Source organism: Rhizorhabdus dicambivorans, assembly GCF_002355275.1.
Lineage (GTDB): Bacteria > Pseudomonadota > Alphaproteobacteria > Sphingomonadales > Sphingomonadaceae > Rhizorhabdus > Rhizorhabdus dicambivorans.
Genome location: NZ_CP023452.1, coordinates 14,958 through 40,865, shown reverse-complemented (window position 1 = coordinate 40,865; position 25,908 = coordinate 14,958). Strand labels below are relative to the sequence as shown.

The window sequence follows — 25,908 nt, the reverse complement described above, 5'->3', positions numbered from 1 at the left end:
GCGTGAGCAGGAAATCGCGCTGTTGGCGAGCAGACGCCGCTACGATTGCGAGCCCCTACAGCTAGCGCCATGCGCGCCAAGGTTAGCCGCGAGCAGCTTTGCGCTGTTGTTCCGCTACGTCGCGGATCATAGCTGCCCAGCATCCCAAAATCATGCCCTCTTCATTATCGACTTCGCTTGTCGCGACCGCATAGATACCCAGCAAGTTTGCGACCTCTCCCGTCTCGACAATGCCTTGACGCGCAAGCAGCGTGGCAAACATCGAGAGTGCTCCCCCCATTGCCCGCACCAGCGGCGCATCTTGTAGCAGACGGTCAAATTCGTGGGGCGGGTTACTGGACATAGATTGTTCCAATCAAATAAAGCGACTGCCTTTCATGACTTATCATCGGAAGTGCTATCCTCTGCCAATAATTCGACAATCGATAAACTGAAAACACCGGCAAGGCTCTCCAAGGTAGCAAGCGTTGGATTGCCTTGTCCGCGAACCATGTATGAGATATGCGACGCCGCAACGCCCGAGCGTTCGGACAACTCCCCTTGAGTTATGCCTAGCTTCTTTAGCTCGCGAGTGATGTTCGCCCCGAGCTGGGTCATCAACGGCGATGTTCGTTTCAGGTATATGGTTGGCATCGTGTTCGCGTCCTTCTCACTAGGCGCAGAATGTCGGCACGGGCAGCATGGCGCAATAGGGTTGCCCAAGCAGCTATTTGCGCTATGGCTTCCGCGCCTAGCGCAGATGGTATAGATTGTGCGCCATGTTCGTGCTGGGACATGGGATAATGAACATGCAGTCACCGATCGCGCTGTTTAATGCGAAGCTTGCCAAGACGGCGAACCATAGCGCAACGGCTTCGGCTGATAGCCTCAGCGGCGGCGCGATCGAGCGGATCAACGATCCTCACATCATGGACAAACTGCTAGCAACTCTCGAACCGCGAGAAGAGCAAATTGTGCGCCTAAGGATTGGTGGTCCCGAGGGGGAAGCGCAAACGCAGCGAACAGTGGCAAGTGTGGTGGGGCTTTCTCCTGGTTCGATCGGACAGATCGAAGCAAAGGCCTACAGACGGATGCGATGGGTGATGAACAATCTCGGCACGGACGCGGCCGTGCTCGATGCGCTCATTGCGAAGCGAAATGCTGATAGGGCGCGGGAAGAGGAAATTGCCGCTAGCGCGGCCGAAGCAGCGGCCAGAGAGCAGGACCAAAAAAGGATTGATGCTCGACACCGCGATGAAAGGCGGCGCGCGAAAGCTCGAAAGCGAGCGTGGGAGCGCCAGCTACGCAAGGCGGAGGAACAGCACCAGGCATTGAATGATGAGGCGGCTTATCTTGCGCAGCGCATAATCGCGCTAGAAGGACGAAGTCGGGTCGTTCGCATGTTTCTCCCCCGCAATTCCGAGATTAAGCGATTGCGCGCAAGAGCGCGCCAGTGCGGAATTGAAATCGCACAAGCGGACGCCGGCATTGCCAAGCTTCGCTCATCGCCGCCCGAGGGGCCTGACCTTGCTGACTGAGAACGTTCTTTCCCCTGCCCCACAGATTGCCCGCGTCTATCTGCGCGTCAGCACCGACGCGCAGGACTTGCGTCGCCAAGATGCGATCGTGGGCGATGCAAAGGCCGCAGGCTACTATGTCGCGGCGGTCTATCGAGAGAAGGCATCGGGAGCCCGTGCCGACCGCCCCGAGCTTTTGCGCATGATTGCCGATCTTCAACCCGGCGAAGTAGTGATCGCGGAGAAGATCGACCGGATAAGTCGTCTCCCCTTGACCGAGGCCGAGCAGCTGGTTGAGACAATTCGTGCGCGAGGCGCGCGACTTGCCATTCCCGGCGTCGTGGACCTGTCCGACCTAGCGGCCGATGCCGATGGCATCGCCCGCATCGTGCTCGAATCTGTTCAGGCGATGCTCTTGAAGATCGCCCTGCAGATGGCTCACGACGATTACACCGATCGCCGCGAGCGACAGCGCCAAGGTATCGCCTTGGCAAAGGCCGCAGGGCGCAGCGGAGGGCGCAAAGGCGATCGGGCAACGCACGCCCGCATTGTGGCATTGCGCGAAGCGGGAAAGAGCATCGCCAAAACCGCAGAGCTGGCCGATTGCGACCGCAGCACCGTCAAGCGGGTATGGGCGGCCCATCGTGCCGCCCAGGTGCAAGAACCCAGCCCTCAACGAAATCACCATGAGCGGAATCGCTGATCGCCCTTTCTGTTCGGCTTCAAGCCGGTGGCAGCTGCCACCGGCAGTCCCCTGCCCGCGTCATCGGACTACCAGCCAGGGAAAGAGCAACGGAACCGCTACAGGGTTTTCCAATCGCCGCCGCGCCGATCGAGCGCAGCGACCTATGGGCGCCAATGGGCGGTGGCAGCTGCCACCGCCGCCAGTCCAAATTGCTGCATCTACTCGGGCCGTTTCCTTTGGGCGTTGCTGTCTGACGGATACGAACTCCGCATCGCCACTAATGCGGGCAAGCAGAAAACCGGCCTTCGGCCTTGGGTTTCCGCAAGCGGACCCTCCCATTTTCAGCTTGCCCGCGTGGCTCAGCTCCGCCGCAAAAAATCCGTCAGCAACGCTTATCCAAAGGAGACTACCATGCAGAACATCGCTGAATTTCGGATCATCGGCCGCGTTGGCAGTGTCGATACGACCGATAAGGTCACCCATGTTTCCGTCGCCGCGAACTACAACCGCAAGGATGGCGATGAATGGAAGACCGATACGCACTGGAACCGCGTGACGTTCTTCCGCCAGCTGGCAGAGCGCGCCGCTGACTTGGGCAAGGGCGACCTGGTTCACATCACCGGACGGGTCCGCCAGAACAGCTACGAGAGCAATGGCGAAACCCGCTACTCGGTGGACCTGATCGCTGAGGGGCTGGGTATCTTGGTTCGGGGCGGGGCTGACTAAGCCCCCTCCCCTTTCACCTAAAACGGGCGGCCTGGCGGTCGCCCTTTTTTGTGGACAACGCTTTTCACAGACCCTAACAAGAATAGGGTTTAACTACGTGAGGCATCTGTGGCAGCCAAACTGTTCAATCGTGTAGCGAGCTTGCGCGTCGCTTCCGGACTTACGCAATCCGAGCTGGCAGCGAGGATTCAAGTCTCTCCTGAAACAGTCGCGGCCATCGAGAACGGCAGACAGGACGCCACTTTGCTGACGGCGCTACGTATGTCGCGTGCCCTGCGAACCGAGGTGCCGAACATCTTCAGGGAGCAGCCTTTCCCTAAGTTGATCGGCTCCGAGCGAGGCGAGAGCCGAACAGCTTAGGAGGCCGCTATGCGCCGTGAGATTGCCAGCAAACTTCGGCGCGCAGCCAGCGTGCTACGGACTGTCATGCTTTGGGCATCGCTTGCCCTGTGGCTTGCGATCGCGGCAACCGCGCTGATCGTCGTCCTTGCAGTCGGACTCGCGGCCTATTTCGCTTTTGGCTGGCTAGGAGTGGGAGCCGTCGCCCTCTTCGTGCTGATCGTTTTCTTCGGCAAAGACCCACCAACCGAACAGACCGGCCCGCGTCGCAAGGGCAAGGGCCTCAACCTGAATGACGATCCGAACCCATGGTATATGCAGTCGCAGTATCGCTTCGGATCGGGAAACAGCGCCGCCCATAACCGCTGGCACAAGTAGCCCGTGGCGCAGCCATTGAAGGGATTCTCAATGCGAACAATCGTAGTGACCAATGAGCGCGGCGGCATCGGCAAGACCACGCTTACCTGTCATATCGCCTGGCATCTGGCCGAGCAGGGCAAGCGTGTCGTGGTCCTGGACCTGGACAAGCAATGCCACAGTGCCGGGATGCTGAAAGCCGAGTTCGAGCAGATCGGCCCGGTTCAGTCGATTCTTGACTTCGACCCGAACGAAGAACCTCCCGCGCTGGCCTGTTTCAAAAACACACGGCAGATCGTCGAGTTGACGACTGACAGCCCGCAGCAAGGCCAGCACATCGGCGCTTATGTGCGCGCCATTCGTGCCGGCCTTGCCAAGCACTACGATTACTGCGTGATCGACACTGCGCCCGCGTGGGATGGCCGGAACCTCATGGCCCTGATTGCATCCGATTATGTCGCGGTCCCACTGGACCCCGACAAAACCGCACGTCAGTCGCTCAACGAAATCTCGCAAAGCATCAGCCTTGCAAACAAGGTGCGCGGGGAGGGTAACGCGACCCGGTTCGGGATCGTGTTCAACCGCGTTCAGACAACGAGCGAAGTTTCAAAAATGCTGATGGACCGCATTGGGCAGGCGCTTCCTGCCAATGTGGTGCCGCACACCATTCCGCACCGCGAGCACATGCGCGAGGCGGCTTTACTCGAAATTCCCGTTTGGCGCTTGGCAAAGGACACGCGGCGTAGCGCGCCGATCGTGCGCGAAGTCGTCTCCTACATTGTCGATCAAGCTGAGAGGGAAGCCGCATGAGCAAGGCAGCTGTCAAACCGGCGAAGAAGAGCTTTGCCGACTTCGATATGGACGCGATGGACTTTTCGGCCGTCCCCGCGAATACCGAGTTCAAGGCAGCTGGACGGTTTCAGCGCCTTCCGCTCGATGACATTGATCCAGACCCCACGCAGGTTCGCCGGGAGTTCGACCAGGCCGAGATTGATGCACTGGCTGCAACCATCAAGGACCGCGGCTTGCTGCAACCCATCGTTGTCGCGCCAACATCGAACGGTCGCTACATCATCCGCTACGGAGAGCGGCGCTATCGCGCGTGCCGCCAGCTTGGTTTCGACCAGATCGACACCGTTCTGGATCAGGCGGACGCCGAGCGCGATATTGGCCTCGACCAGTTTCTTGAGAACGAGCAACGCCAAGCCCTAAGTCTGGCTGAGCGCGTCAGTTTCATCGCGAGCCGCGTCAGTGACACGCTCTCGACAAAGGATCTAGCCGCGCGCATCGCCAAGCCGCATTCGGAAGTGAAGCGGCTCTACTCGCTGCGCACCTTGCCCGAGGACATTCTTGCCGCGTTGAAGAATTGTTCTCCGCGTGCCGCCGTCGCGATCAAACACGCGATCGAGCTGGACGAGCAGGCCACGCGCAATTTCGTGGCAGCAAACGAAAATCCGACAGCCGCCGCCTGTGAGCAGTTTCTTGCTACGCTCCAAGGCAGTCCCGAGGAAGAGAGCGCGCAGGCCGGTGCCGCTAAAGCGATCAACGATCCAGCGCCGCCCCAAGAATCGCGCGCGTCGGTGGCAGCTGCTACCAGTGCGACGGACGATCGTCGGGAGCGGCCCGAACTGGACGCTCACGACGACGAGCGGGAAGGGGAGGGGGCCGAGCTTGCCGATCCTTCCGATCACAAGCCGCGCGCCCCCCGTCAGCCGAAAGAGGCTACCGACGCACCGGCTATCATCATTCAGGGCCGTCGCGGGATTGTTCTAAGCGGCCAGGTCACGGTTCGGTTCGACGGCGAGGCCGCGCCCCAAACCTTCGACTTCTGATAGCTTTTACCGTCCACGTTCACTCAGCATCGAGGCGACGTGGAATTTAGAGCGGTGGCAGTTGCCACCGCTTTTTGTTTGTGGGGTAGGTATCTACTGTATGGCAAGGATAAGCCTTGCGGCGGCTAATGTTAACCGATACGCTCAATCCTATCGGATCGCGCTTCACGGTTGGGAGATACCTACCCCACATGGAAAAGACGCTGGGCTTCAAGATCGAGGCAACCAAGCTCGCAAAGATCGACGCGCTTGCGCAGACGAGGGGAGGGCGCGGCCCCTTCATGCGTCAACTGGTTGACGCCGTGCTCCGGCAGTCCGGGGCGGCCAGCGAGGCCGCACCTCTTGTCGACCGCGAGGCCGCTGGCGAGCATCGCCTTTATCTTCGGCCGACCGAAACCGAACTGGCCGTGATCCGCCATCGCGCAAAAGAGCGCCGCATGACCCCGGCGACCTGGGCCATGGCTCTTGTGCGGCGACACATCGGCATTGCCGCGCCTGTCGATCGCGAATTGCGCGAAGAGCTGTTGAATTGCCGTCAGGCGTTGCAGCGCATTGGGCGCAACGTGAATCAGATCGCCCGAGCCGCGAACAAGATGGCGCTGGCGGACAATGCAGCGGAGATCGCCGGCGAGCTGCAAAAGGTCAACGACCTGCGCGCGGCGATCGGCGCGGCCGTCGAAGGTATCGGCGCCGCTACGAAAGCTGACCTGTCCTATTGGGAGGTTTCCAGTGAGCGACTTTGATAGCAGCTTTGAGGCGGGACAGCTTGCCGCGCTGTTCAAACCAAAGCTGACCAGCGACCCGAACAGGCGCGGGGCCGATATGTTGCTGCGCTCGCTGAGTTCGAGGCGGGCAGGCCAGGGCGGGAGCACGCGGGCGCGGCTTGCTCGCGTTGTCAGCCGTGCCCCGGAGGTCATGGTCAAGGTTACGGGCAGGCCGAAGGGCAAGAACCACGCGGCTGCGCATTTCGACTATATCGGCCGGAAAGGCGATGTGCCGCTTGAAACGCGTGATGGCGACATTCTGACTGACAAGGAAGCTCGGGCGGAGCTGGCGCGCGATTGGGGCGATCCTGTCTATTGGCGTGACAATTCTACCGTAGCCGCCGTGAGCATGGTTTTTTCGATGCCGGCAGGGACAGACCCCGACAAGGTTCTTTCAGCGGTGCGCGAGGTCGCGCGCAGCGAGATCGGGCATGAGTGGGATTACGTCCTGGCGCTGCATACGGACACACCACGGCCCCACGTGCATGTGACGGTTGCGGCGCGCGGCGACACAGGGCAACGCTTCAACCCGCGACCTCAAACGCTGCATCATTACCGGGAGCGCTTTGCAGAGGAATTGCGGGCGAGGGGGGTTACTGCCGAGGCAACGCCTCGCGCAGCGCGTGGTGTCGGCCGAGCCGGTCAGAGCATGGCCCTGAATCGGATGAGGCAGCGCTACATGGCCGGCACCGCACCTGCGCCGTTTGCCAATCAGAAGATCACTGCGGCCGCGCGAGACCAGCTGGCGGGGCGGTCAACCGCTCCGGATTTCGTGGTGCGCGGGCGGCAGGCATGGAATGAGACGCAACACCGCTATCTAGCTGCCGCCAAGCGGCTTGAGACAAGCAGCGATCCAGCTGACCGCCAGCTTGCCGACCAGGTGCGGCAATTTGTGGGGGCAGGGCGAACGCCTACAATTCATGAGCGATCGGTAGCCGCGATGGAGCGGAAGCGGCAGAGCGAACGATCTAGGAACCGCGATCGTTCGCGGGAAGGGCCAGGACGATAGTTATTGGCCGTGCTTGGTCCAACCAACGCTGTTTGCACGTTCCAAAGCGACCAATGCGTCTGATACCGCCTTCTGTGCGACTAGAAGATAACCTTCGGCAATGCTGGGCCATGTTAGCTCATCGAACGGATTTGTGACGTTGCCGTTGAAATAGTCGAGAGCTTCATGAGCGCGTGCAGCCGCCTCGATTACCTTGACGGTATGTTTCTTTGCCCTGTCAGATTTCTTCATCGTGCCTCATGAGGCCATAGCCCATCAAGAGATCGCAAGCGGTGGCAGCTGCCACCGCTCTACCTTCCGTCAGTTTTGAGCCTGTCACGATCTACGGACAGCTGTGGTAGCATCGGATACTTTAAGGCTTCACGCTCCCGCGCCCGACCTTCATCTATCCCGTATGATGTGCCAATCATCAAACCTACGAAGAACACGGGGATCATGAGCAGAAGCATCGAGCCGAAGCGTGTTCTACGGCGAGAGCTTTGGATTGCGAGCGCATCACGTTGCAGCTTGAGGGCTGTTATGATCGTCTCGGTAGCAAGGGTGATTTCATGGGCGTCGTCGCCCACATTTGTAAGCAATTGCTCAACATCTGTCAGAGGGCGTTCCAACTGTTTACCCACTTCGCTTAGATCAGACCAAGCGAGGTTTCTGGAATGAATCACGCGAAGCAAGGTTTCAATGTGACGATCGAGATCGGACACGCCTCTCGATGGCACCGGATCAGGCCGGGGAATGTTCATCGTGCGGTTTCCTGTTTCCAAAAGGCATGTGCCATGCACTTAGCGCGAGCGGGACGGCTTTCTCTCCTGCTGGCGAAGCGTCAAATCCTCGCGGGCTATGCGGGTAGCCTCATTCTGGCGCTGTTGCTCGAAGCGTGCCGCAGGAATCGGTCCGCCGTTCTCAATCCGCTTGGCCACCGTTTCCTTCGCGTTCTCGATGTAGCGCGCCTGATCCTCCTTTTTGGGAAAGCGCGTCTTAGCTTCGATTGAGGCCGCCAGGACGTGCGACTGCGCGGCCTTGAATTGCGGATCGGTCGCATTCTCGCGGTGGGAGTTGCGGCGGAATTGTTCGGCCGCTGCGCGAGACTCGGTAGGGTCTTGCTTTGCCATGCTCGCTCTTTTCGTAGGGTCTTGAGCTTCGCGCGCCTTGTCACGCGCCGCCAGTCTTTCTCCCTCAAGCTTCAGCTGGGGAGAAGGCTCGAAGTCTTTGACGGCGACACCGGCGCGGGCGGCTTCCAGATAGACCGCCTTCTTGAAATCATCGCTGCCATGAACACGGATCGACTGCCAGCCATTATGCTTCGCAATGGCGACCGCATCGCCAATCGCATGGTCCTTGTTGATCCGAATGCCGTCCTGGCCTTTGATCGACATATCGGGCTTGTCGTCGCGTCCACTACGGAACAGGTCGTCGCCGACCCGCAGATATTTCCGTTCGAGCTGGGCCGGTAGCGCCAAGGCGGCGTCATTGACCTTCTTGCTTTGGTCCGCCGCCTTTGACGGTGGATCGGAACGAGTGGGCGCTGACGCCTCTTGCCGTTCCGCCCTGGACCGTTCGCCTTCATGAATATTCAGCGATTTGTCGGTTACGGCGGCCGGTGCGGCTTCACGCTTCACCGTTCGGGGCCAAGCTTCAATATCAGCTAACGCGGCGCGCTCGCGTTGCTCCAATTCGGCGGCAGGCGCGCCGTGTTTTACGGCGCTATGATATTCCTTAATAGCAGGGCTTAAGTATTTCCCCACCGGCGTCGAACCATCGTTCTGCCAGTCCGTGGATGCTAGCCAAGCAGTTTTGCCACCTTTCTGCATCGTCAGCGAATGATCGCCATTGTCCGCCTTGACGTAAGCCTGCATCGCATCGGGAAGAGTAGCGAACGACTGTTTGCTGTTCCCCGGTCCGCCGCGAACTTCGAAAGGGCGTGGCTCAGATGCACCGCGCTGGCTTGTGTCATCATCGGCCATATTCTTCTCCTTCACTTAGAACTAGATCCCGGCGCTGGCCTTCCCACTCCTCTTTTGTCGGGTCGGGACCAATAATGTCGTCGAAGTCGATTTCATCGAAAGCCATGCTGCCGTCCTTCACTGTCAGGTTCGGCATGTCGCGATCGAGGGCGAGAACGTCTTCGGGAATGTCCTGCACCTGGTCATCGGCCAGCGCGGAATAGTCGTTGAAAGCCGCCAACTCTTCATCGCTCAGATCATCGACGGGCGCGATCGGCGCGGCCGGCTTGGGCAGCGCTGGCACTGCCGGGGCAGTCGTCAGGCGCGAGCGGAAAACGGAATCCTTGAAATAGCGGATTTTCTTCCCGCGAATGACGGGGATACCGCCACGGATGACGAGAATATCGTCTTCGGGCAGCTGCATCAGCTCTTGCGGGAGCATCAACGCGCGGCGCTGTTCCGAGATCGTCTTGCTTCGATTGGCGAGCAATCCGTGTATCGTCAGGGACCGGCTTTCCGCATCCTGACCGAGAAAACCGAGGCGTTCCGACAGTTCCTTTGCGACCCGCAGCTCCTTCGGCGTGAAGGCAATTTCGACCCCGCAGTTCGATACGATTTCGTCCGCGCCATGCTCACCATAGACATTCCGCAGCTGGGACCGGGACTGGATGACGGGGAGCAGACGAAGCCCATAGCCGCGCACATAGGAGAACGCATTTGCAATAACCTGGGCGCGGCCGAGCCGCGCAAATTCATCCAGAATGAGCAGCACGGACAGCTTTTCGCTATCGTCGGGTAGTTGCCGGGTGTTGAGGTCGATCAGCTGCTGAAAAAACAGATTGTAGAGCGGCGCGACCCTATCGAGTTCATCCGGCGAGACGCCGAGATAGATCGAGGTCGGGATGCGGCGAAGGTCCGTCAGGGAAAAGTCGCTTTCGGCCGTCGCGCGATCGACAATGGGATTGATCCAGAGATTCAGCTTCGAGGTGACGGTCTGGATAATGCCGGTGAATGTGTTGTCCGCGCTGGACGTAAAATCGCTCAACGCGGCGCGGCACCCTTCCGATAGCGCACTATCGCCAGCTTCCTTGGCGAAGAATGCCTTCATCCCCGGCATCGTGATGGTCCGGTATATCTCGCCAAACGAGAAGGGACGTTCAGGCTTGGCCGCGATCCACGATGCTATGCCGACAAAGGCCGTGCGGGCTGATTCCGTCCAGAATGCCTCGCCCTTCTCCGGGGGCACGAAGAGCATCGTCGCGATCTTCTGCAATTCGACCAGGACCTCAATTGGATCGGCCCTGTTGATGTAGCTAAGTGGGTTGTAGCGGGCCGTGCGGCCTTCTCTGTCCGTAGGGTTGAACAGGACAACCTTTTGGCCGCCCTTGCGGCGGAAGCCCGCCGTGATTTCATAGTTCTCGCGCTTAATATCGAGCACGACAACCGAATCAGGCCATTGCAACAGATTAGGAATGACGATGCCAACGCCCTTACCCGATCCGGTGGGCGCTTCGAGCAATACATGCTCCATCTTGCCAACCATGAGAAAGCGGTTGCGGACGCGGCCGAGCACAATGCCCTTTTTCGCGCGAAGGCCCGCCTTGCGGATTTCACCTTCGCGCGCGAAACGGGCATCGCCATGAAGGTTCTTTTTCGGCCGCAGGACGATCGCCATGAGCAACACCGGGAGCGGCACGCCTATGACCGCGCCTCGCCATAGCGCTTCGGTCACGACAGGATCATGCCGGTAATACCAAAAGAAGCCGGGGAGCTTGAGCGGATCGTAAGCCGCGGCGGGCATCTTGAGGAAGAACCACGCCACCGTGCCGGTCAGCAGGCCGATCAGCAGGAGCGTGATCGGAAGGAGGACAAGGGCCAGTGCGAGCCGGTTAGAGCCTGTTTTCTGGATCAAAATATATCTCCGTCACGCGAAAGCGGCCTTCGACCTTCTTGGTCTGCACGACCACATCAACCAGCAGCTTGAGCAGGCTGCGAATGTCGTCACGGGCCAGATCGGCGCCGCCCTCGCTTTCCTTGACCAGCAATGTTAGCTGTTCAAACGCGAGTTCGGCCGAGTCCGCATGGATCGTCGTGATCGAGCCAGGATGGCCCGAGTTGACGTTGCGGAGATAGAAGAACGCGGTGCCGTCGCGCAGCTCCTGCAACAGTATCCGGTCAGGCCGCATACGCAGGGCCGACTCCAGAAGATCCTTTGCAGAGATTTTCGCGGTGCCCTGCTTGTCCTTCGCGTAGAGCATGTGGACCACGTTACGATGCGGAACCACCAGCTCCCGCGTGTCTTCGATCGTCAGCAGCCGCTCATGCGGCGGGATAAGCTGGATCAGCCCCTTAGAGAGCGTCGTCTTTCCCGAGCCGGTAGCGCCGGAAATCAGGATGTTCTTGCGGCCCTGGACTGCCTTTTGGAAAAATTCGACATGCTTTCCCGCGTCGAGCAGATCGCGCAATTCAACATCGAGCGGCGAGACTTGCCGGGTTGCAATCTTTGTCTCGCTAAACAACCCACCGCGCTCGAAATCTTCCATCGTCAACGTCACGGATGACGGTTTGCGGATGGTGATGGAGACTGTGCCGGCAGGGACAGCGGGTGGCACAACCAGCTGCACGCGCTCGCCGCTGGGAAGGATCGTGGAGCAGATCGGTGTTGACTGGCTTATGTCCTGATGGGTGAAAGCCGCCGCTGCCCGCGCGAGCGCGAGCAGCGACTTTTCATTGAGGTCGGGCAATGTCTCCCAGGACCACCCATCGCGCGTTTCGATCGCCGCCTCGCCAGCCTTGTTAATCACCAGCTCCGTTACGTCATCACGCGCGAGCAGAGGGCGCAGCGGCAGCAAGGCGTTTTCGAGGACAGCCGTATTGCTCATTGGCCGCGCCGAAGCCGAAGGCCATAGATGTTGGAGAAATCGAAGTCGCGCGCGACCATGATCCCCACTTCCGCGCCCTGGTTGATACGAAGCACCGGCTGAATCTGCATCGTATCCCGCAAGATCGTGTCTGACGCCTGGCTGGGAACCCGCGTGACATTATCGGCGTCGGAGACTTCCGAGGCGGCGATCGAGGCGGCATCGTTGAGCGAGCTGAACAACAGCGCCGCGCCGAAGCGTTCCCAAAAGAAGTTCTTCACGCCGCCCGCCATACCTGAACGGCCAAGCGCATCGCTGGCGGGCGAACCTACGTCGATCGCCACGCCGCGAGGCGTGACCGCGCGGTTCCATACCGCAAAGAGACGATATTTCCCGCGTTGGACGCCGGTTTGATATTCGCCCAGGACGCGCGTTCCCTTTTCCAGCAGAACGACGCGGCCGTTGTCCGAATAAATGTCGCGGGGAATGATGCAGCTGACATATCCGGGCTGACTGGAATCCATCGCGGTTTGCAGCACGCATGGAATGAACGACCCCGCGAGGATCAGCATATCGCGGTTGCCAATGTCGCGGCCTGACACCCGATCAATTTGCGAGGTCTGGCGCATGTTTTCGAGATTGGTCCGCCGCGATCCACCTTGCCCATCGCCATCGGCCGACGCACCAATCAACTGCGCGCCCTGTGCTCCTGTGCCGCCGCCCATGGGCAGGCCGGTGGCAGCTGCCACCGCACCACCGACCCCGCCGCCGTTTTCGCCACCATAAGCCATGATTCCGGCACGGCGCTGTGCCTCTGCAATGACTTGCCCCTCAGACTTTTGGGGGCGGCCACTTGCACCGGCTGTGCGGGGCGCTTGGCTTCCATCGAGCGCCGGCACTTCCGTCATCGCTGGCCGCGTGCCCTGCGCCCGTTGCCACTGCCCCGCCACCGCTCATTACGGCGTTACCGAACTGCGAAACCATCGCAGCAGCACCGCCGCCCAGCGACGCCGCAATTCCGGGGATCTGTAGGAAGAAAAAGCAGGCGAGGACGTAGAAGGCGATGATGCGAACGCATGTGTCCCAGACGTGCTCGAACTGACCGTCGAAGGATGCTGTTGCGGATTCTGCGACGTTGGCGACGACAAGCACCAGCAACAGCGCGAACAAAGACAGCATCAAGAAGTTCAGGACGCTACCGAGCCACGAGAAGAAGTAGCTTCTGGTGGAATCGAACAGCAGCGCACCGACGAATATCGGACCAACCACCGCCAGACAGGCCAGCGCGAACAGCGCATAGAGCACGATCACAAAGCCAACCGCGAGCGCGAACAACGCGGCTACAGCGGTTAGCAAGATGATTATTGTTGCGCCGATGCACAGGATGATCGCAGTCGCTGCCCCCTGCAAATCCCACATGCTGGCGTTCTGCTCAGCATATTCCTTGGTGGCATCCTGCATACCTATCAGCGCAACATCGACGCGCGCCCACATCGTATCAAACGACCCACCGACGCCATTTGGCGAGCCTCCGATGATTGAGGCAAACTCATTAGGCAGCCCCGTCACGATCATTTGTGCAATTGATGCTCCGTAAAGGCTTGTCACAGCCCAATAGAGTGCAGCGAGCATGAGGGAGCGATAGACGTATTCGCGGAATGGGTATTGCACAGCACCGCGCATGATAGCGTAGCCGAGCAGTATGATATAAATCACCATTCCCGTGCGGAGCGGCCCAGCGATCCAGCCAACGAACCCAGCGTAGTTTGAAACTACAGACGAATTGAGTTCGTTGACAAAGCCCTGATAGGCATTCGTGAATAGATCGTATTCCACCAGATCGCTCCGCGTTATTATTCAATCGACCTTCGAGCTGTCACATTCCCGCCGCTTTGCGTGCGCGAGCCATCTGATCTTCTCGGTCACGGGAATATTTGATCGAGGCGATGGCAGACTTGATGCCTCCGCAATTCTTGGCGACGGGAATGGGAAGATCGGATTGTTTGAGTTCGCTGTTCATGATCTTGTCGCACTCCGATACGATCACCGGAATTTGATCTTCATTGGCTTTGAGCCATTCCACGTCGTGGTAGGTCATGAGGATTTCAGGGAAAACGGGCGCGCGTTGGCAGCCGGCGATTATGCCGGCTGCGCTCAATGCTACTAAGGCCATCTTCCGCATTCTTACATTCCCGCCGCTGCCCGCGCGCGGGCCAGTTGCTCTTCACGATCGCGGGAATAGCTGGAGAGCGCTTCCGCCGTTTTGGCCGCTTGTTCGGCCCGACGCGCCCGCTCCATGGCATCGACGCGGAGCTGGTCGTTCATCATCGACGCGCTTTCAAGCTGGATGCGCGCTTGAAGGTCAGCAACTTCCTTGGCCGTTGATGCCGAAGCTAGGCGGCTGCGCAGCTCTTCCAGGCCTTCGCCACGCGATGTGGCCGCTTCGCCCATCCCTTCGGCCATGGCCTTGTCCATCGCGATCGAGCGCGCGGACTGATAGCGAACATCAGTCTGATCGCCATTCGCGGACACGCCGAGACGTTCGAGCATGTCCTGATAGATCGCATCAGATCGCCCGCCATAGCTGCCGCCGCCGCCAAAATCGCCGCGCGCCATGCGTTCGAGCGAGTTCACATCAACGCCCAGGGTGCGAAGTGAATCCGTCTTAAGCTGGTTGGCGATCGAGGAAACATCCGTCAGCTGGTTCAACCCTTGGTAGAGCTGCTGCGCTTCCGCAATCTGCTGGCGACCTTGCTCGATCATCTGCATGGTCTTCTGGATTTGTTCGATATGCTTGAGCACGGACGTGCTATCGAACACAGGGATACCCTGCGCACTGGCTGGCGTCGCGGCCGCAAGGCTCCCGATCGACACAGCCGCCAAGATAAGCTGCTTCATAGTCTCACTCCTTTCAGCTTGGGCGCCGGCGCCGGTGAAATTCCGGCAACCAGAGCTTCGGATCATTGCCCAGTTCGGCAATCACTTCGCGGGCCACGCCCGTTGTTTCAGCGCGCCCCGACAGCACGGCCAGTTCATCGTCCATGCCAATGAGATCCAGGCCGACCACAACGGAGTCATGGCCCTGCTTCACGAGGAATTTGCGGCTTTCCGGCGACAGCTCTTCGCGCACCAGCTTAAATTCCGCCTCCGAGAGCGAGAAGCCTTCGATGTAATCCCGGCGCTGGCCGAACGGATTGGGCAGGAAGATTTTCGTCGCGACCTGCTCCAAGATCGAATGGCTGATCGTGGACCGCAGCGCGTCCGCAGGCGACTGTGTTGCAAAGACGAGGAACGCATTGCGCTTGCGGTATGTCTTGAGGCCATCCTGCGCGAATGCCGTGAACGCCGGATCGGCCAGCGCCTTCCAAAATTCGTCAATCGCAATAACCATGCGCTCGCCTGTCAGGAGCGCGTCTATCCGCTCGAACAGGTAGAGCATGACCGGCGTGCGGATTTCCGCGTTTTCGAGGAAGTCGGTCATATCGAAGCCCACGAAACGGGCTTCGAGAGACATGGAATCTTCCTCATTATCGAAAACCCAGCCAAGGTTCCCCTCGGAGGTCCACTTGACTAGGCGCGCGCCGACGCCGCCCGAGTCCGACATGCCGAGCATGGTCCGCAGCGCCGACAGCGAGCGTTGCTCGCGTGGCAGCTTCATCACGGCTTCGATGCCATCGTCGATCAGGTGCGATTCCTGCACCGTGATCGGCGCCCCCTCTTGCTTCACCAGCTGGCGGATGAAGCGACCGAGGAACGCGCGATGGGAAGCCGTATTGTCGAGCGCCTTGAGCGGAGCGAAGCCCGTAGGTTCCCCGTTGCGCAGCGCGAGATAGGTGCCGCCGCTGGCTCGGACAAAAATTTCCGCGCCTTGATCCTTGTCGATGAAGATATGGCGCGCGTTGAACTTTTCGAGCTGCGCCATCAGGAAGTTGACCAGCACCGTCTTACCGCCGCCCGATGGACCAATGACCATCGAATGGCCCAGGTCTGCCGAATGGAAATTGAAGTAATAGGGGCTGCGAGCGCTTGTCTTGAGCAAGGCGACCGCAGGCCCCCAATGATTGCCGTCCTCGTGCCCTGCAGGGAACGTATGGAAGGGCGAGAACGCCGAGAAATTATATGACGTGATCGGCGCGGGGCGCGCCCTCCACGCGAAGTTGCCGACCAGCTGCGACCAATAGGCAGCTTCCAGCGCCGCGCTTTCGCGGGCGGCGACCATGCCCGTATCGGCCAGCGCCGCGCGCGCGATCGACATGTTATCGCGCAGCTTCTTCAAATCTTCCGCGAACACCGTCAGCGTGAAATGATGGTCCCCCAGCACAAAGCGGTTCGATTGCAAATCGTCGGCCGCGTCGATCAGCTCATCCATCTGGCTGATCGCCTTGTCACCGGCGTTCGCCATTTGGGTCTGGCGAAGCCGAAACCGTTCTGTTGCCGCTGTGCGCGACAGGAACGTGAACGACTGCGTTATGGCGAGGCTGAAATCGACCGAAAGCAGCGATTCAAACTGGCGCGGCGTTGTCGATGACGGATACTCGCGAATGCCGAAAATGCCGCCGAACATCGAATGATCGGCGTCGCGGACCTCAAATGTCTCAGCGCCGATGATGGCGCGGCTCGCATAGAGCGCCGAGCCGAGACGGCCACGGACCAGAGGACAGCGCCGATAGCGCCCGGTCATCACCTGGTTCAATATTTCCAGCGGTTCGGAGAACAGGAGACCCCGGTGCTCATAGATGCCGACACGGCGCGGACGAACGCGCAGCAGTAGCTTTTCCAGATCGCGCACCTTGTCTTCCAGCAGCTCTAGAGCTTCCGCGATATTGGCGTTCTTGTCCTCCTGCTTCTTGCGCAGGAAATCCATCAGCTTGTCGGTCGCGTTTGCTGTTGGGCGGATCACGACCGTCATGAAGAAGCGGTTGCGGAACATGCGTTCGGCCGTCATCCGCTCATAGTATTTTTGATCGAGCTTCGCGGCGAAATGCGAGCGGAACGTGCCGCCTGGATAGTCGCGCACGCGCATCCGCAACATGTGCGTCCAGATCGAAAGCCGCTCGTCATGGATATTGCGCCAGACCCCGTTGAGGCGCGTGTGCCAATCATTCAGATCGCGCACGTCCGAAGTCTCAAAGGGCCGTCCATCCAGTTCGAGCATGAGCATCAGATCGCCGTTATCGAGGGCGACCACATGCTCATTGACATGCCGCGAATACGGCAAGAATTTCTCGGGCATTTCCTCCCGTTTGGCCTTGTCAAAAGGCACCTTCTCCGCGAGCGCGCTCTTACCGAACACCACGACCAAATCCCTTTCGCTTGATTCCGTAGAGCGGCAGCGGCGTGTAGCTCGATCCACCCCAAAAGACGCGGTTCCGGTTCGCCGCTTTGGTCCGGCCCCACAGGAAGATCAGCCGGAATGCGTTCACGTCATGCCGAACGATAAGCCGCGCCATCGCATAAAGCGCGACGGCGGCCGCGCCGCCGTAGAGAGGATTGCCCGAACCAACTAACGTGATTGCGCCCGCCATGATGATGAGCGCGCCCGCTTCAATGGGAACACCCGCCCACAAAGCGGGGCGGGTGACGGCCAAGAACAGCGGGTCTTTTGTCATTTCTTCCTGACCGTCCATCCCCGATCACCCCGTAATCGTGTCGACGATCCAAGGCGCGGAGAACACGATCACCACGCCAACTACGACCGTGACGAGCATCTGCACCGACGCGCGGCCGAGGAACCACAGAAGGCCAACGACGATGATCGCGATGATCGCAAGCGTGCGGAGCAAACCGTTGCTCAGCAGGCCGAGAATGTTGTCGGCCAGGCCTTCAAAGTTTGCCTGCGCAAAAGCCGGCTCCGCTACGAGCAGGCTTGCCAGCAGCGACAGGGGCAGCGCGCGCGCCATGAGCGGCGAGGGCTTGAGACGCGCGAGCAGCGCATCGAGCCGGGATTCAGCCTTGATCTTCCAGATACGAAACATTCGACAACTCCTATCTTCGCCTTACGAACCAATCCGCGCGTGTTGGGCGCGGCCGAAAACATCCCACGCAGGCGGTGCAGGCGGTGGAGCCGCCTCCATGTTCTCCGCTGCGATTTCCGCCAGCTCCACCGGCACACGACCGGCGCCAGTGTCGCTCATGGCGGCGCTGGCGGGCTGATCGCCCACGATGACAGTCGGGATTGCGGTCGCAGGCCGACCGCTGACGCGGCGACCTGCGTTCTCCACGCGGGCGACATAGCCGTTGCGGAAACCTCTCGATTGAGAGCCTGTGTTATACATGCTGAGTGCGACCCGAAGGGCCTCTTGCGGGGTGCGCCCCGTCTTGGCCGAACGGAAATTGGACAGGAGCACCCGGCCTGCCGCTTCGATATTGGAGCACTGCTTGAAAACAGTGTCCCACGTTAGGCCGAGCCATCCCATGTTGCGTGAATTGATTTGGCCGAGGCCGAGATCCACGCTGTAGCCGCGAGCCACATAGGAGCGCGCGGTTGCGATGGCCTCAGCCTCATTACGCGGACGGCGAGGCTGACTGGCCACGCCGTTGACGTTGATCGCAAAAACATAGTTCGAAGATTCCGCATCCACGATCGCGGCGATCGTATGCGGCGCTACCGCTGGGGCGCATTGCGCCGCCAGCGAAAGAACGGCTCCGGTTTCGAGGAACACGTTCCCGCTCCCGGTCAGTTGCGCGGCTGATAGTAGGTCTGTTGCCGCCCGTCAGTCCAAGTGACCGTCAAGCGACCAGGCCTCCCATCATCCGGCTTCTTGTATTTGGTCTTGGCGATGCCCCCGCCCGTGCATGTCGGGAAGCTGCCGCCGAGAGCCAGCACGCGCCACAGTTTCGTTATCGGTGGAACACAGGCTGGATATTGCGTCGGACCACCCGGGTTGGAGATGCACAGCACAACCTCACATGCCCAAGTATTATCCGACGCTACAGCGGGGGTCGATTGCACCGCAGCCCCCACCAAGGCGGTCGCGAGCGCGAAATTAAAAGCTTTCATCGCTTTCTCCCTCGTCATCGAGATTTATGCACATATCACGATGAGGGGGAAAGGGAAGCCTAAAACGCCAATTTGTTGCTGCATTGTTTGTCGGGAACCAATCGGATATGGTCATCCTCATATCCGTAATCGAGCACGACATGCCGCACAGCACTTGACAGTCGCTTGTAGGTTTTAAGCGTCGGCTGCTCGAATAGGCAGACATTCAGCCACTTATCACCACGCCACGATACTTTCACATTAATGATCCATTCGCTCGATGGCAGTTGCGCAATCTCGACTGCTTGGATCATTCCCCCAGCGGGGCGGCGGGTGGTTAGTTCGCGTTCCAGGATCGGATCATACTGCCAATCATCGCTATGCGGCATCGTGATTTATTCCCTTTTACCGATTGGGCTATGTCTATCCTCGCTTTGAAGGCGAGGGCAACCCGGCTTGTCGTCTCTTGCCGTGCGCGCACATAAACGCCATGAAATGTGCGCGCACGCTTATAAGCGCGACAGAACGCCTCTTATTCAATGCGATGTTATGGCACGACCTAAACGACAGGAAGACCCGCTTCTCCCGGTTCCCTTGCCCCGGCGTCGGCCGAGCCGCGCCAACACGCGCGCGCTGGCAACATGGGTGAAGCCCGAGCTGGTTCACGAGATAAACGCTTTGGCCCAGGACGAGCAAACGTCTGTCTCTGCGCTCTTGGAAGAGGCCGCGATCAATCTACTCCGCGAACGCGGGATCGAGTTTCCTGATTACATGCGACACTATCGCAAGGACGCGACCGAAGTCGCTCCATAAGCGTGTTGACACGCTTATTCTTGCCAACCCTTGAAACTTGAGCCAGTTATGACCCGCTGATTCCACCTTGGAGTCGGTGATTCATCTGTTGCGTGTGGGGTGGCTCCCCATCTGCAACAGGCAACAAAAAACCCTCGCTTGGCTGAGCGAGGGCTGTTTGTGCCACCGAAGTGAGCGCTTCTAACTTGGCTCTCTTTATCGGTGGTGCTGCGGCGAAAGTCAATCTCGAAAGCGTGCTTTCGGGAGCGATGGTGCTTGGCCTCGCGGGACCGACGAAGGGAGGTCCGCATGACCACTTCCATAGGCGCCGTGCTGCGTAGCACCGGCCTCGCCACGATCGACCGCGCCTTGCTTGCGCGTGCCGAAAAACCGCGCGTCAAAGTCTGGGCCGGCAGCATCGCCGTAGGCCACGAAAAGCGGGCCAAGGCTTACACACCGATCCGCAATGCTCGCCAGATGCGCGAGATGATCGAAGCCGCAAAGCTCTACGAGCGGCAAACGCTCGCGCAGCGGCGGACAACCACACCGCGCATTCGCAATGGTGCGATCGGACAGGCCGGCATCCAGATTATCGAGTTCCTGGCCCGCGTCATCGACTATAGCACCGGCGCGTTGTTCCCCAGCCTTCACACCATCATGGAGGGAACCGGCCTCAGCAAAAATTGCGTCGTTCAGGCGCTTTCGCGCCTCAAAAACGCGCGCATTATCGACTGGTTCAGGCGCTACGAGCCGGTTCCCGATCACGAAGCGCAAGGCGCTGGCCCGCGCATAAAGCAGGCCACGAACGCCTATCGCTTCCTCTTCCCCGCCTTCCTCTCCAAAATCTTCGCCGCTCGCCGCCGTCGCGGCATCGCGGCCGATCCAGCCCCCGCTTGCGAACAGTATCGCCAGATCGAGGCCGCGCGCGACATGGAGCGCATGAGGGATCAGCTGCCCCTATGGGAGCTAACCCGCGAAGAGCGGGACAAGCGCGAGCTGGCCGACATTCTCGCCAGCTTGGGCGAAGCGATTGAGGCGAAAGAACGTGAGTCATCCGCGAGTGAAGATAACCGGCGGAGATATTTATATTGAATGGCCCTAGTCGGGCCATGCGCGATATTAGCATGTATCCCGACCGTTTGCCCGCCATCGTGAAATGTGTATAAATCCCAATGTCGGGATACCGTTGACGAAAGAAGTTCGATGCAGATGGACGTCGAAGCACGCGCACGTCAGATCGTAGCGGATATGGGCGGCCACTGGCGCGGCTCATATGGCATGGTTTGCTGTCCAGCCCACAACGACCGCAATCCGTCGCTCCAAGTCACCCCCGGCAAGAAGGCCGTCCTATTCAAATGTTGGGCCGGTTGCAGTCAGGAAGCCGTCTGGTCCGCGCTCAACAGCCGCAAAATCAATCGCCACACGAGCGGTGAAACGGTCGATCGCGCGCCCGAACCCTCGCGCCGGAAGCTCGCCCTCCAACTATGGGATTCCGCCGTGCCGATCGCAGGCACCGCGGCTGAACGCTATCTGCGTTCGCGCGCAATCGACCCGACCGGCCTCAAGCTCCGCTTCGCTCCGCGCTGCATCGTTGGTCCGCCCGACGCCCGCGAAGAGCATCCTGCCCTTCTCGTGCCGTTCGAGGCCGACGAAGGCATAATCGCCGTGCAGCGGATCTTGCTCGATCCAGCAACCGGCGAGAAACGCTACCATGCGGCGCTGCGCGAGGCGAAATTGACGCTCGGCCTGGTCCGACACGCCGCCATGCGGATCGGCGGCCAGCCAACCGGCGATGTTCTGCGCCTCGCGGAAGGCTTCGAGGAAGCCGTTTCCGTCACCCAGCTTAGTGACGGGAAATTCAAGGTGTGGGGCGCTGGCGGCATTCGCCGCTATGGCCTGATCGCGATCCCCGAACGCATCCGCAAAATCGTCATCTACTCGCAACACGGCCAGGAAGCCGCACAGGCCATAGAGGACGCGCGCGACCACCTCACTGCCAACGACCGCGAACTGAAAATCATCCTCCCGCCAGCCCCGGCGCCGATGGACTGGAACGACATTCTTCAGGAGAGAGCCAGGTGCTGATCCGAGGTTTCAAAAAATGGCCGCGAAATCAGCAAATCGCGTTGCCCATTCTCTCTGTTTTCGCGTTCGGCGCGCTGTTCAATCAGATGCAGGCGAGGAATAGCGAGCCGGTTTCAATCCATGTCGAGAACCCGCGCATTATCGACGGCGATACGCTCGAAACGCTCGATAAAAAGCGGGTGCGGTTGTCGGGAATTGATGCGCCGGATGAGGACGGCAAGGGCAATGTGCCCAAGATCGCAGCGCAGCTCTATTTGGAAGAGCTGGTGAAGCAAAATGGCGGCATGGATTGCACGAGCGATTTTCAGGACGAAAAGTTGACGATCGAGCCGATATGCAACACGCGGCGGACGAGCTGGGGCCGGTCTAACCTGTCGTGCCGGTTTCGGTCGAATGGGGCATCTGTTTCGGCAACGATGGTACGCCATGGATATGCCGTTGATTACAGGCAACATTCAGGGCTCGCCTATGCCCGTTTCATGAAAGACGCAGCCGACGAGCGGCGAGGGCTTTGGGGTGTCGATTACGAGGCGATGCGGAATCTGGCGATCGAGAGGGGCCAACTGCCGAACAAGTGCAAATGATCGGAGCCGGGAACCTGCCCTATTCCACCACACGGCTGCGCCGCGCGGCTCCACGGAGCCAGCAAAGCCGTCTCCGCCCATTCGGGTGACGGTCAGGGCTGGAAGGGAAGATCAGCATGAATGATGCGTCGCGAATGACGATGCAGGCTGCGCCCAGGCACAAGGCATCGCCGCGCGCCGAGGCAATCGCGGCGTGGCTGGGGAGCATGAGAAAGTTGGGGGTCATGCCGCCTTCCGTTCGTCCCTCCACCTCTGAAAGTCATTGGCCAACGTGCCATCAAGGGTACGGACGCGGAGTTGCACAAGCAGATGCACCCCTCTGGGCGTCCACTGCATCTGTTGCTTCTTTGCGAAGCGCTTTGCGACGACCTGGTTGACGGTCGATTCCACGAAGGCGGTCGAGACTGCTTCGCCATATCGTCGTCGCTCGCCATAGTTCGGGATCATGCTGGCATTGGCGCTGATATAGCTTTCGAACTCCCGCAAATGCTTGAGGAGATTGCGAGCTTGCGGCGAGACCTGTGGGTGGCTCATCGGCTCGTCGGTGACATCCGGATCTGTCGCACCAAGCATTCTGGTCTCGACGTCGCCGATTAGGTCGAGAGCACGGCGCCAGTTGCCGTGCCAGAGGAAGTGCCGAACTCGCTCGAGAGTGGCGACGGCCACGTCTTTATCCGTCTCGGATGGGGGCGGCAATCCGCGCGCGATCTGCTGCATGACCGTCACCCGCATGGCGATGTGGAAATAGTCGAGGACATGCTCGGCGTTCGGCCGCATGTCCCATTGAAGATTGCGGACGTTCCTGCCACCATCGGACATGAAGGTGATCTCACGGTCCATCCCGACGCCTTGCTCCAGCAGCAATTCATGAAGGCGACGACGCGGCCTGTCGTCATGTCCGACCACGAAGCCGAACCGGCGCGTTGGCTCGCTAATTTCGCCATCCTCGCCCGGATCGACGACGGACTTACCCACGATCACCTCGAAATTGTTCGGCCGATCGTACCATGATCGTACATAGCCTCCATCGATCCCGACAGTGACAGGCGGTCCTGGCAGCGGACCATCGGTCCAGTCCGCCTCGCAGCCTTCGATGAAACAGCGTCGCTCGGTGCCAAGCTCGGCTTCCAAACGCTCCGCGACGCGTAGGGTGTCCTGCCGGATCGTCGTCGCGTTGATCGCGTCACCGATCGGAAGGACGTCGGCAAGGCGTTCCGCGGTGATGCCGTAGGACGCGAGCGAAGCCCAGCGCGCCTCTAGCTCGAGAAGGTCCGGCGTGACGCGTTCGGGCAGCGCCGCCACGATCGGCGCCGCGATACCCGCTGTGGGTTTACATGTACATCGCCGGAACCTGGTACTTGGCACGGCGATCTTTCCGAACGGCGTGCGCACCATGATCGAACGATGATCCTTGATTTGCCTTGCTGATCCGCAGCACGGACAAGCGCGCTGGCGGCGACACCAGTCGAGCGCCTGGGTCTGAACCACAGCGAGCTGCAGCGCGGCCAGCAGTCGCTTGCTCTCCGCGATCCTGAGACCGAGATCATCGATCGTAAGCGTGTCGTCGTCGCGTTCGATGACGGCGATGGATATGCCGCTGGTTGGCCTGTCGTCCGTTGCTGCGGTGAGGGTGATGGTGAAGCGCATGAGCTCATTCCTCCATGAAGAAGGGAACTCATTGGCCGGCACATCGGTGCCGCCGTCCGAAACCGACCGGTTACGGTCACCTACAGCTAACCCTGTCCATAAAATAGCCTTACCATCTTGCGGACACACCAATTTTACTGGACACCCCTTCCGGACAATCGAGGCCGGATCCATGTCACGCACCTTTGCCTATCTGCGCGTTTCGACCGTCGACCAGACGACCGACAACCAGTTGCACGAGATTGAGGCCGCTGGCTTTGCAGCGCAGCCGCGGCGGATCGTCGCCGAAACCATCTCCGGGTCGGTTGCGGCGAAAGAACGCAAGGGTTTTGCCCGGTTGCTTGACCGGCTAGAGGATGGCGACGTCCTCGTCGTCACCAAGCTCGACCGGCTCGGCCGCAACGCGATGGATGTGGCGAGCACCGTCGCCGATCTCGATCGCATGGGCGTTCGCGTCCACTGCCTGGCGCTGGGCGGCGTCGATCTCACCTCGTCGACAGGCAAGCTCACGATGGGCGTTATCAACGCGGTCGCCGAATTCGAGCGCGACCTGCTGATCGAACGCACCCAGGCCGGGCTACGCCGCGCGCGGGCGGAGGGCAAGGCCATCGGACGGCCTGCGAGCCTTACAACAGACGAGCGCGCCGAGGTCGAGCGCCGCCTTGAAAGCGGCGAAACCGTGTCCGCGCTCAGCAAGGCGTTCTCGACAAGCCGGCAGACGATCATGCGGGTACGCGATGACAGACGCGCTCAAGCCGAGCTTGCCTGAGCATCAGTCCACAGACATTGGCCGGTCCTTGCCGACAAACTCAGCCTTCAACGCGAGATTGATGGCGCGGCGATCGATGGAATCTGGATCGTAGCGCAGCAGCGGATCATCTGGACCGTCGAACCCGGCGCGGTCAGCTGGCGTCCACTCTTCGCCGTCATCTTCCTCGCCGTCGCTGGTATCGTTTTCATCCAGAAAGTCATCCAGGCCATTTCCCTGATCGAAGCGCAATTCATCGAGACGTTCGAGCAATCGCTCATATCCACCCGGTCCGCCGATATCCTCAGGCGGACCGGCGCGAGCACCATCGGTGCAGACCGGCCAGGGCTTGTCTGCGCTCGGTTGTTCACGCGCTTCGACGCGGATCTCGTGCTCCCAGAAATCGCCGAAGTCGTATTCGTACATCATGCGTTGCCGCACTCGCAGCGACAGGTCGGCAAGTGTCAGTTCCCTCAGAATTTTCCCGTCCTCGACAAGGTGGTGACGCTCACCCGTCCTTTGCGTGCCGAAACGGCGCCCATGCACCTTGAAAGCATGGAGATGATAATCTTCCCAACCAAACGCGATCTGGATTACCCGGTGCAGACCAAAAAGCGTCAGATCGCTGCGAACCAGCAAGCGTCGCCAAATCATCGGCGATATATCCCGGAGGCCGACCTTCAGACGGTAAGCGACAAGCGGAGCCGGTTTCGACATGCTCCTAAAGCTACCGGATCAGCACCGTCACCCCCAGCTTTTTTATGCCCCCCTGGCTGATCGCGGCGCTCATTCTCGCAGGCGGCGGTATCGTCGCACGTTTGATTGTTGATTATCCGCAGTTCCTTCCGAACAGCTATATCGGCTTCCTGATCTACCGGGGCGGTCCCACGGCTGCCATGTTATGGGCTTGTGCCGGCGCAACGATCGCGATCAATGCTGCGACCACGCGCTTGGTGCTCTTCTCTGCCCTGTGCGGTTCAATCGTTGCCGTGCTGGCACTCGCCGTCCTCTAAGGCACAAATGAGCGGCCAGGGCCGCGCGTTGCCGGTGGTGGCAGCTGCCAC

General features: G+C 60.1%; 32 protein-coding genes. 14 read left to right on the top strand and 18 right to left on the bottom strand.

Annotation, left to right across the window (positions count from 1 at the left end):
* Window positions 1–82: 82 nt before the first annotated feature.
* Window positions 83–343: a hypothetical protein gene (locus CMV14_RS26075; protein WP_238147337.1), complete on the bottom strand. Its 261-nt coding sequence runs from the start codon at window positions 341–343 to the stop codon at window positions 83–85.
* A 32-nt stretch (window positions 344–375) separates the two neighbouring features.
* Window positions 376–633 carry a helix-turn-helix domain-containing protein gene (locus CMV14_RS26070; RefSeq protein ID WP_066969372.1) on the bottom strand — a complete coding sequence of 86 codons (258 nt, stop codon included), beginning with the start codon at window positions 631–633 and terminating at the stop codon, window positions 376–378.
* Between the two features lie 155 nt (window positions 634–788).
* On the opposite strand from CMV14_RS26070, the gene CMV14_RS26060 reads away from it, so the two are divergent.
* The 9 genes from CMV14_RS26060 (at window position 789) to CMV14_RS26020 (ending at window position 7,208) form a co-directional block, all read left to right on the top strand.
* A complete protein-coding gene (locus CMV14_RS26060) occupies window positions 789–1,517 on the top strand; it encodes a sigma factor-like helix-turn-helix DNA-binding protein (protein ID WP_176489143.1) in 729 nt (242 codons plus the stop codon).
* A complete protein-coding gene (locus CMV14_RS26055; RefSeq protein ID WP_066969374.1) occupies window positions 1,507–2,199 on the top strand; it encodes a recombinase family protein in 693 nt (230 codons plus the stop codon). The genes CMV14_RS26060 and CMV14_RS26055 overlap by 11 nt, the downstream gene beginning before the upstream one ends.
* Window positions 2,200–2,592: 393 nt before the next feature.
* A complete protein-coding gene (locus tag CMV14_RS26050) occupies window positions 2,593–2,907 on the top strand; it encodes a single-stranded DNA-binding protein (RefSeq protein WP_004213277.1) in 315 nt (104 codons plus the stop codon).
* A 108-nt stretch (window positions 2,908–3,015) separates the two neighbouring features.
* Window positions 3,016–3,267 carry a type II toxin-antitoxin system RelB family anti-toxin gene (relB, locus tag CMV14_RS26045; RefSeq protein WP_007016081.1) on the top strand — a complete coding sequence of 84 codons (252 nt, stop codon included), beginning with the start codon at window positions 3,016–3,018 and terminating at the stop codon, window positions 3,265–3,267.
* A gap of 9 nt (window positions 3,268–3,276) precedes the next feature.
* Complete coding sequence (locus CMV14_RS26040; RefSeq protein WP_238147336.1) at window positions 3,277–3,624, top strand: hypothetical protein; 348 nt, start codon at window positions 3,277–3,279, stop codon at window positions 3,622–3,624.
* A 30-nt stretch (window positions 3,625–3,654) separates the two neighbouring features.
* Entirely contained in the window at window positions 3,655–4,413 is a 759-nt protein-coding gene (locus tag CMV14_RS26035; RefSeq protein WP_004213275.1) for a ParA family protein, read from the top strand.
* Window positions 4,410–5,435: a ParB/RepB/Spo0J family partition protein gene (locus CMV14_RS26030; RefSeq protein ID WP_066969378.1), complete on the top strand. Its 1,026-nt coding sequence runs from the start codon at window positions 4,410–4,412 to the stop codon at window positions 5,433–5,435. The genes CMV14_RS26035 and CMV14_RS26030 overlap by 4 nt, the downstream gene beginning before the upstream one ends.
* Window positions 5,436–5,626: 191 nt before the next feature.
* Entirely contained in the window at window positions 5,627–6,178 is a 552-nt protein-coding gene (gene mobC / locus CMV14_RS26025) for a plasmid mobilization relaxosome protein MobC (protein ID WP_004213273.1), read from the top strand.
* Window positions 6,165–7,208 (top strand): relaxase/mobilization nuclease domain-containing protein, encoded by a 1,044-nt coding sequence (locus CMV14_RS26020; protein ID WP_004213271.1) that lies wholly within the window; start codon window positions 6,165–6,167, stop codon window positions 7,206–7,208. The genes mobC and CMV14_RS26020 overlap by 14 nt, the downstream gene beginning before the upstream one ends.
* On the opposite strand, the gene CMV14_RS26015 is transcribed toward CMV14_RS26020, so the two are convergent.
* From CMV14_RS26015 to CMV14_RS25945, 14 genes are all read right to left on the bottom strand, one after another.
* On the bottom strand, window positions 7,209–7,439 hold the full coding sequence (locus CMV14_RS26015; RefSeq protein WP_022684499.1) for a hypothetical protein: 231 nt from the start codon (window positions 7,437–7,439) through the stop codon (window positions 7,209–7,211). It lies immediately after the preceding gene.
* 59 nt (window positions 7,440–7,498) lie between these two features.
* Window positions 7,499–7,948, bottom strand: a complete 450-nt coding sequence (locus CMV14_RS26010) for a hypothetical protein (protein WP_066969380.1) — start codon at window positions 7,946–7,948, stop codon at window positions 7,499–7,501.
* A 39-nt stretch (window positions 7,949–7,987) separates the two neighbouring features.
* Entirely contained in the window at window positions 7,988–9,169 is a 1,182-nt protein-coding gene (locus tag CMV14_RS26005; RefSeq protein ID WP_066969382.1) for an LPD7 domain-containing protein, read from the bottom strand.
* Entirely contained in the window at window positions 9,159–11,060 is a 1,902-nt protein-coding gene (locus CMV14_RS26000; protein WP_066969384.1) for a type IV secretory system conjugative DNA transfer family protein, read from the bottom strand. The genes CMV14_RS26005 and CMV14_RS26000 overlap by 11 nt, the downstream gene beginning before the upstream one ends.
* Entirely contained in the window at window positions 11,038–12,030 is a 993-nt protein-coding gene (gene virB11 / locus CMV14_RS25995; protein ID WP_066969386.1) for a P-type DNA transfer ATPase VirB11, read from the bottom strand. Before virB11 ends, CMV14_RS26000 begins: the two co-directional genes overlap by 23 nt.
* Entirely contained in the window at window positions 12,027–12,800 is a 774-nt protein-coding gene (gene virB10 / locus CMV14_RS25990; protein ID WP_238147335.1) for a type IV secretion system protein VirB10, read from the bottom strand. Before virB10 ends, virB11 begins: the two co-directional genes overlap by 4 nt.
* A 40-nt stretch (window positions 12,801–12,840) precedes the next feature.
* Window positions 12,841–13,845: a TrbL/VirB6 family protein gene (locus CMV14_RS25985; protein WP_066969387.1), complete on the bottom strand. Its 1,005-nt coding sequence runs from the start codon at window positions 13,843–13,845 to the stop codon at window positions 12,841–12,843.
* A 40-nt stretch (window positions 13,846–13,885) separates the two neighbouring features.
* Complete coding sequence (locus tag CMV14_RS25980; protein ID WP_238147334.1) at window positions 13,886–14,182, bottom strand: EexN family lipoprotein; 297 nt, start codon at window positions 14,180–14,182, stop codon at window positions 13,886–13,888.
* An 11-nt stretch (window positions 14,183–14,193) separates the two neighbouring features.
* On the bottom strand, window positions 14,194–14,907 hold the full coding sequence (locus CMV14_RS25975; RefSeq protein ID WP_066969388.1) for a type IV secretion system protein: 714 nt from the start codon (window positions 14,905–14,907) through the stop codon (window positions 14,194–14,196).
* 13 nt (window positions 14,908–14,920) lie between these two features.
* Window positions 14,921–17,305 (bottom strand): VirB4 family type IV secretion/conjugal transfer ATPase, encoded by a 2,385-nt coding sequence (locus CMV14_RS25970; protein WP_006949654.1) that lies wholly within the window; start codon window positions 17,303–17,305, stop codon window positions 14,921–14,923.
* The gene (locus CMV14_RS25965; protein ID WP_006949650.1) at window positions 17,292–17,636 is read right to left on the bottom strand and encodes a VirB3 family type IV secretion system protein; all 345 of its coding nucleotides are present in this window, start codon (window positions 17,634–17,636) and stop codon (window positions 17,292–17,294) included. The genes CMV14_RS25970 and CMV14_RS25965 overlap by 14 nt, the downstream gene beginning before the upstream one ends.
* Before the next feature lie 6 nt (window positions 17,637–17,642).
* Window positions 17,643–17,984 carry a TrbC/VirB2 family protein gene (locus CMV14_RS25960; protein WP_004213202.1) on the bottom strand — a complete coding sequence of 114 codons (342 nt, stop codon included), beginning with the start codon at window positions 17,982–17,984 and terminating at the stop codon, window positions 17,643–17,645.
* Window positions 17,985–18,005: 21 nt separating this feature from the next.
* Window positions 18,006–18,671: a lytic transglycosylase domain-containing protein gene (locus CMV14_RS25955; RefSeq protein WP_004213200.1), complete on the bottom strand. Its 666-nt coding sequence runs from the start codon at window positions 18,669–18,671 to the stop codon at window positions 18,006–18,008.
* A gap of 397 nt (window positions 18,672–19,068) precedes the next feature.
* Window positions 19,069–19,377: a hypothetical protein gene (locus CMV14_RS25945; protein ID WP_004213195.1), complete on the bottom strand. Its 309-nt coding sequence runs from the start codon at window positions 19,375–19,377 to the stop codon at window positions 19,069–19,071.
* A gap of 712 nt (window positions 19,378–20,089) precedes the next feature.
* On the opposite strand from CMV14_RS25945, the gene CMV14_RS25935 reads away from it, so the two are divergent.
* From CMV14_RS25935 to CMV14_RS25925, 3 genes are all read left to right on the top strand, one after another.
* Window positions 20,090–20,872, top strand: a complete 783-nt coding sequence (locus CMV14_RS25935) for a replication initiation protein (RefSeq protein WP_066969390.1) — start codon at window positions 20,090–20,092, stop codon at window positions 20,870–20,872.
* 111 nt (window positions 20,873–20,983) lie between these two features.
* Entirely contained in the window at window positions 20,984–21,865 is an 882-nt protein-coding gene (locus CMV14_RS25930) for a DUF7146 domain-containing protein (RefSeq protein WP_007016055.1), read from the top strand.
* Window positions 21,859–22,449 carry a thermonuclease family protein gene (locus CMV14_RS25925; RefSeq protein WP_020819817.1) on the top strand — a complete coding sequence of 197 codons (591 nt, stop codon included), beginning with the start codon at window positions 21,859–21,861 and terminating at the stop codon, window positions 22,447–22,449. The genes CMV14_RS25930 and CMV14_RS25925 overlap by 7 nt, the downstream gene beginning before the upstream one ends.
* Window positions 22,450–22,671: 222 nt before the next feature.
* On the opposite strand, the gene CMV14_RS26615 is transcribed toward CMV14_RS25925, so the two are convergent.
* A complete protein-coding gene (locus CMV14_RS26615; RefSeq protein WP_066488601.1) occupies window positions 22,672–24,096 on the bottom strand; it encodes an ISKra4 family transposase in 1,425 nt (474 codons plus the stop codon).
* Window positions 24,097–24,268: 172 nt separating this feature from the next.
* Between CMV14_RS26615 and CMV14_RS25910 the strand changes: the two genes are divergently transcribed.
* Window positions 24,269–24,865, top strand: coding sequence for a recombinase family protein (locus CMV14_RS25910; protein ID WP_061772305.1), 597 nt, complete (start codon window positions 24,269–24,271; stop codon window positions 24,863–24,865).
* A gap of 3 nt (window positions 24,866–24,868) precedes the next feature.
* Here CMV14_RS25910 and CMV14_RS25905 read toward each other — a convergent pair whose 3' ends face one another.
* A complete protein-coding gene (locus tag CMV14_RS25905) occupies window positions 24,869–25,561 on the bottom strand; it encodes a plasmid pRiA4b ORF-3 family protein (protein ID WP_066969391.1) in 693 nt (230 codons plus the stop codon).
* Between the two features lie 44 nt (window positions 25,562–25,605).
* Here CMV14_RS25905 and CMV14_RS25900 point away from each other — a divergent pair, with 44 nt between their 5' ends.
* On the top strand, window positions 25,606–25,857 hold the full coding sequence (locus CMV14_RS25900; RefSeq protein WP_238147343.1) for a hypothetical protein: 252 nt from the start codon (window positions 25,606–25,608) through the stop codon (window positions 25,855–25,857).
* Window positions 25,858–25,908 lie beyond the last annotated feature (51 nt).

What these genes read in the sequence shown, in the direction of transcription:
- virB11 (WP_066969386.1), bottom strand. Translation starts at nt 12,030, where the DNA reads ATGAGCAATACGGCTGTCCTCGAAAACGCCTTGCTGCCGCTGCGCCCT.
- CMV14_RS25960 (WP_004213202.1), bottom strand. Translation starts at nt 17,984, where the DNA reads ATGTTTCGTATCTGGAAGATCAAGGCTGAATCCCGGCTCGATGCGCTG.
- CMV14_RS25965 (WP_006949650.1), bottom strand. Translation starts at nt 17,636, where the DNA reads ATGGACGGTCAGGAAGAAATGACAAAAGACCCGCTGTTCTTGGCCGTC.
- CMV14_RS26010 (WP_066969380.1), bottom strand. Translation starts at nt 7,948, where the DNA reads ATGAACATTCCCCGGCCTGATCCGGTGCCATCGAGAGGCGTGTCCGAT.
- CMV14_RS26075 (WP_238147337.1), bottom strand. Translation starts at nt 343, where the DNA reads ATGTCCAGTAACCCGCCCCACGAATTTGACCGTCTGCTACAAGATGCG.
- mobC (WP_004213273.1), top strand. Translation starts at nt 5,627, where the DNA reads ATGGAAAAGACGCTGGGCTTCAAGATCGAGGCAACCAAGCTCGCAAAG.
- CMV14_RS26015 (WP_022684499.1), bottom strand. Translation starts at nt 7,439, where the DNA reads ATGAAGAAATCTGACAGGGCAAAGAAACATACCGTCAAGGTAATCGAG.
- CMV14_RS25910 (WP_061772305.1), top strand. Translation starts at nt 24,269, where the DNA reads ATGTCACGCACCTTTGCCTATCTGCGCGTTTCGACCGTCGACCAGACG.
- CMV14_RS26040 (WP_238147336.1), top strand. Translation starts at nt 3,277, where the DNA reads ATGCGCCGTGAGATTGCCAGCAAACTTCGGCGCGCAGCCAGCGTGCTA.
- CMV14_RS25900 (WP_238147343.1), top strand. Translation starts at nt 25,606, where the DNA reads ATGCCCCCCTGGCTGATCGCGGCGCTCATTCTCGCAGGCGGCGGTATC.
- CMV14_RS25935 (WP_066969390.1), top strand. Translation starts at nt 20,090, where the DNA reads ATGACCACTTCCATAGGCGCCGTGCTGCGTAGCACCGGCCTCGCCACG.
- CMV14_RS26060 (WP_176489143.1), top strand. Translation starts at nt 789, where the DNA reads ATGCAGTCACCGATCGCGCTGTTTAATGCGAAGCTTGCCAAGACGGCG.
- CMV14_RS26050 (WP_004213277.1), top strand. Translation starts at nt 2,593, where the DNA reads ATGCAGAACATCGCTGAATTTCGGATCATCGGCCGCGTTGGCAGTGTC.
- CMV14_RS26615 (WP_066488601.1), bottom strand. Translation starts at nt 24,096, where the DNA reads ATGCGCTTCACCATCACCCTCACCGCAGCAACGGACGACAGGCCAACC.
- CMV14_RS25980 (WP_238147334.1), bottom strand. Translation starts at nt 14,182, where the DNA reads ATGGCCTTAGTAGCATTGAGCGCAGCCGGCATAATCGCCGGCTGCCAA.
- virB10 (WP_238147335.1), bottom strand. Translation starts at nt 12,800, where the DNA reads ATGGCTTATGGTGGCGAAAACGGCGGCGGGGTCGGTGGTGCGGTGGCA.
- CMV14_RS25930 (WP_007016055.1), top strand. Translation starts at nt 20,984, where the DNA reads ATGCAGATGGACGTCGAAGCACGCGCACGTCAGATCGTAGCGGATATG.
- CMV14_RS26030 (WP_066969378.1), top strand. Translation starts at nt 4,410, where the DNA reads ATGAGCAAGGCAGCTGTCAAACCGGCGAAGAAGAGCTTTGCCGACTTC.
- CMV14_RS26035 (WP_004213275.1), top strand. Translation starts at nt 3,655, where the DNA reads ATGCGAACAATCGTAGTGACCAATGAGCGCGGCGGCATCGGCAAGACC.
- CMV14_RS26070 (WP_066969372.1), bottom strand. Translation starts at nt 633, where the DNA reads ATGCCAACCATATACCTGAAACGAACATCGCCGTTGATGACCCAGCTC.
- CMV14_RS26005 (WP_066969382.1), bottom strand. Translation starts at nt 9,169, where the DNA reads ATGGCCGATGATGACACAAGCCAGCGCGGTGCATCTGAGCCACGCCCT.
- CMV14_RS25975 (WP_066969388.1), bottom strand. Translation starts at nt 14,907, where the DNA reads ATGAAGCAGCTTATCTTGGCGGCTGTGTCGATCGGGAGCCTTGCGGCC.
- CMV14_RS25945 (WP_004213195.1), bottom strand. Translation starts at nt 19,377, where the DNA reads ATGCCGCATAGCGATGATTGGCAGTATGATCCGATCCTGGAACGCGAA.
- CMV14_RS25905 (WP_066969391.1), bottom strand. Translation starts at nt 25,561, where the DNA reads ATGTCGAAACCGGCTCCGCTTGTCGCTTACCGTCTGAAGGTCGGCCTC.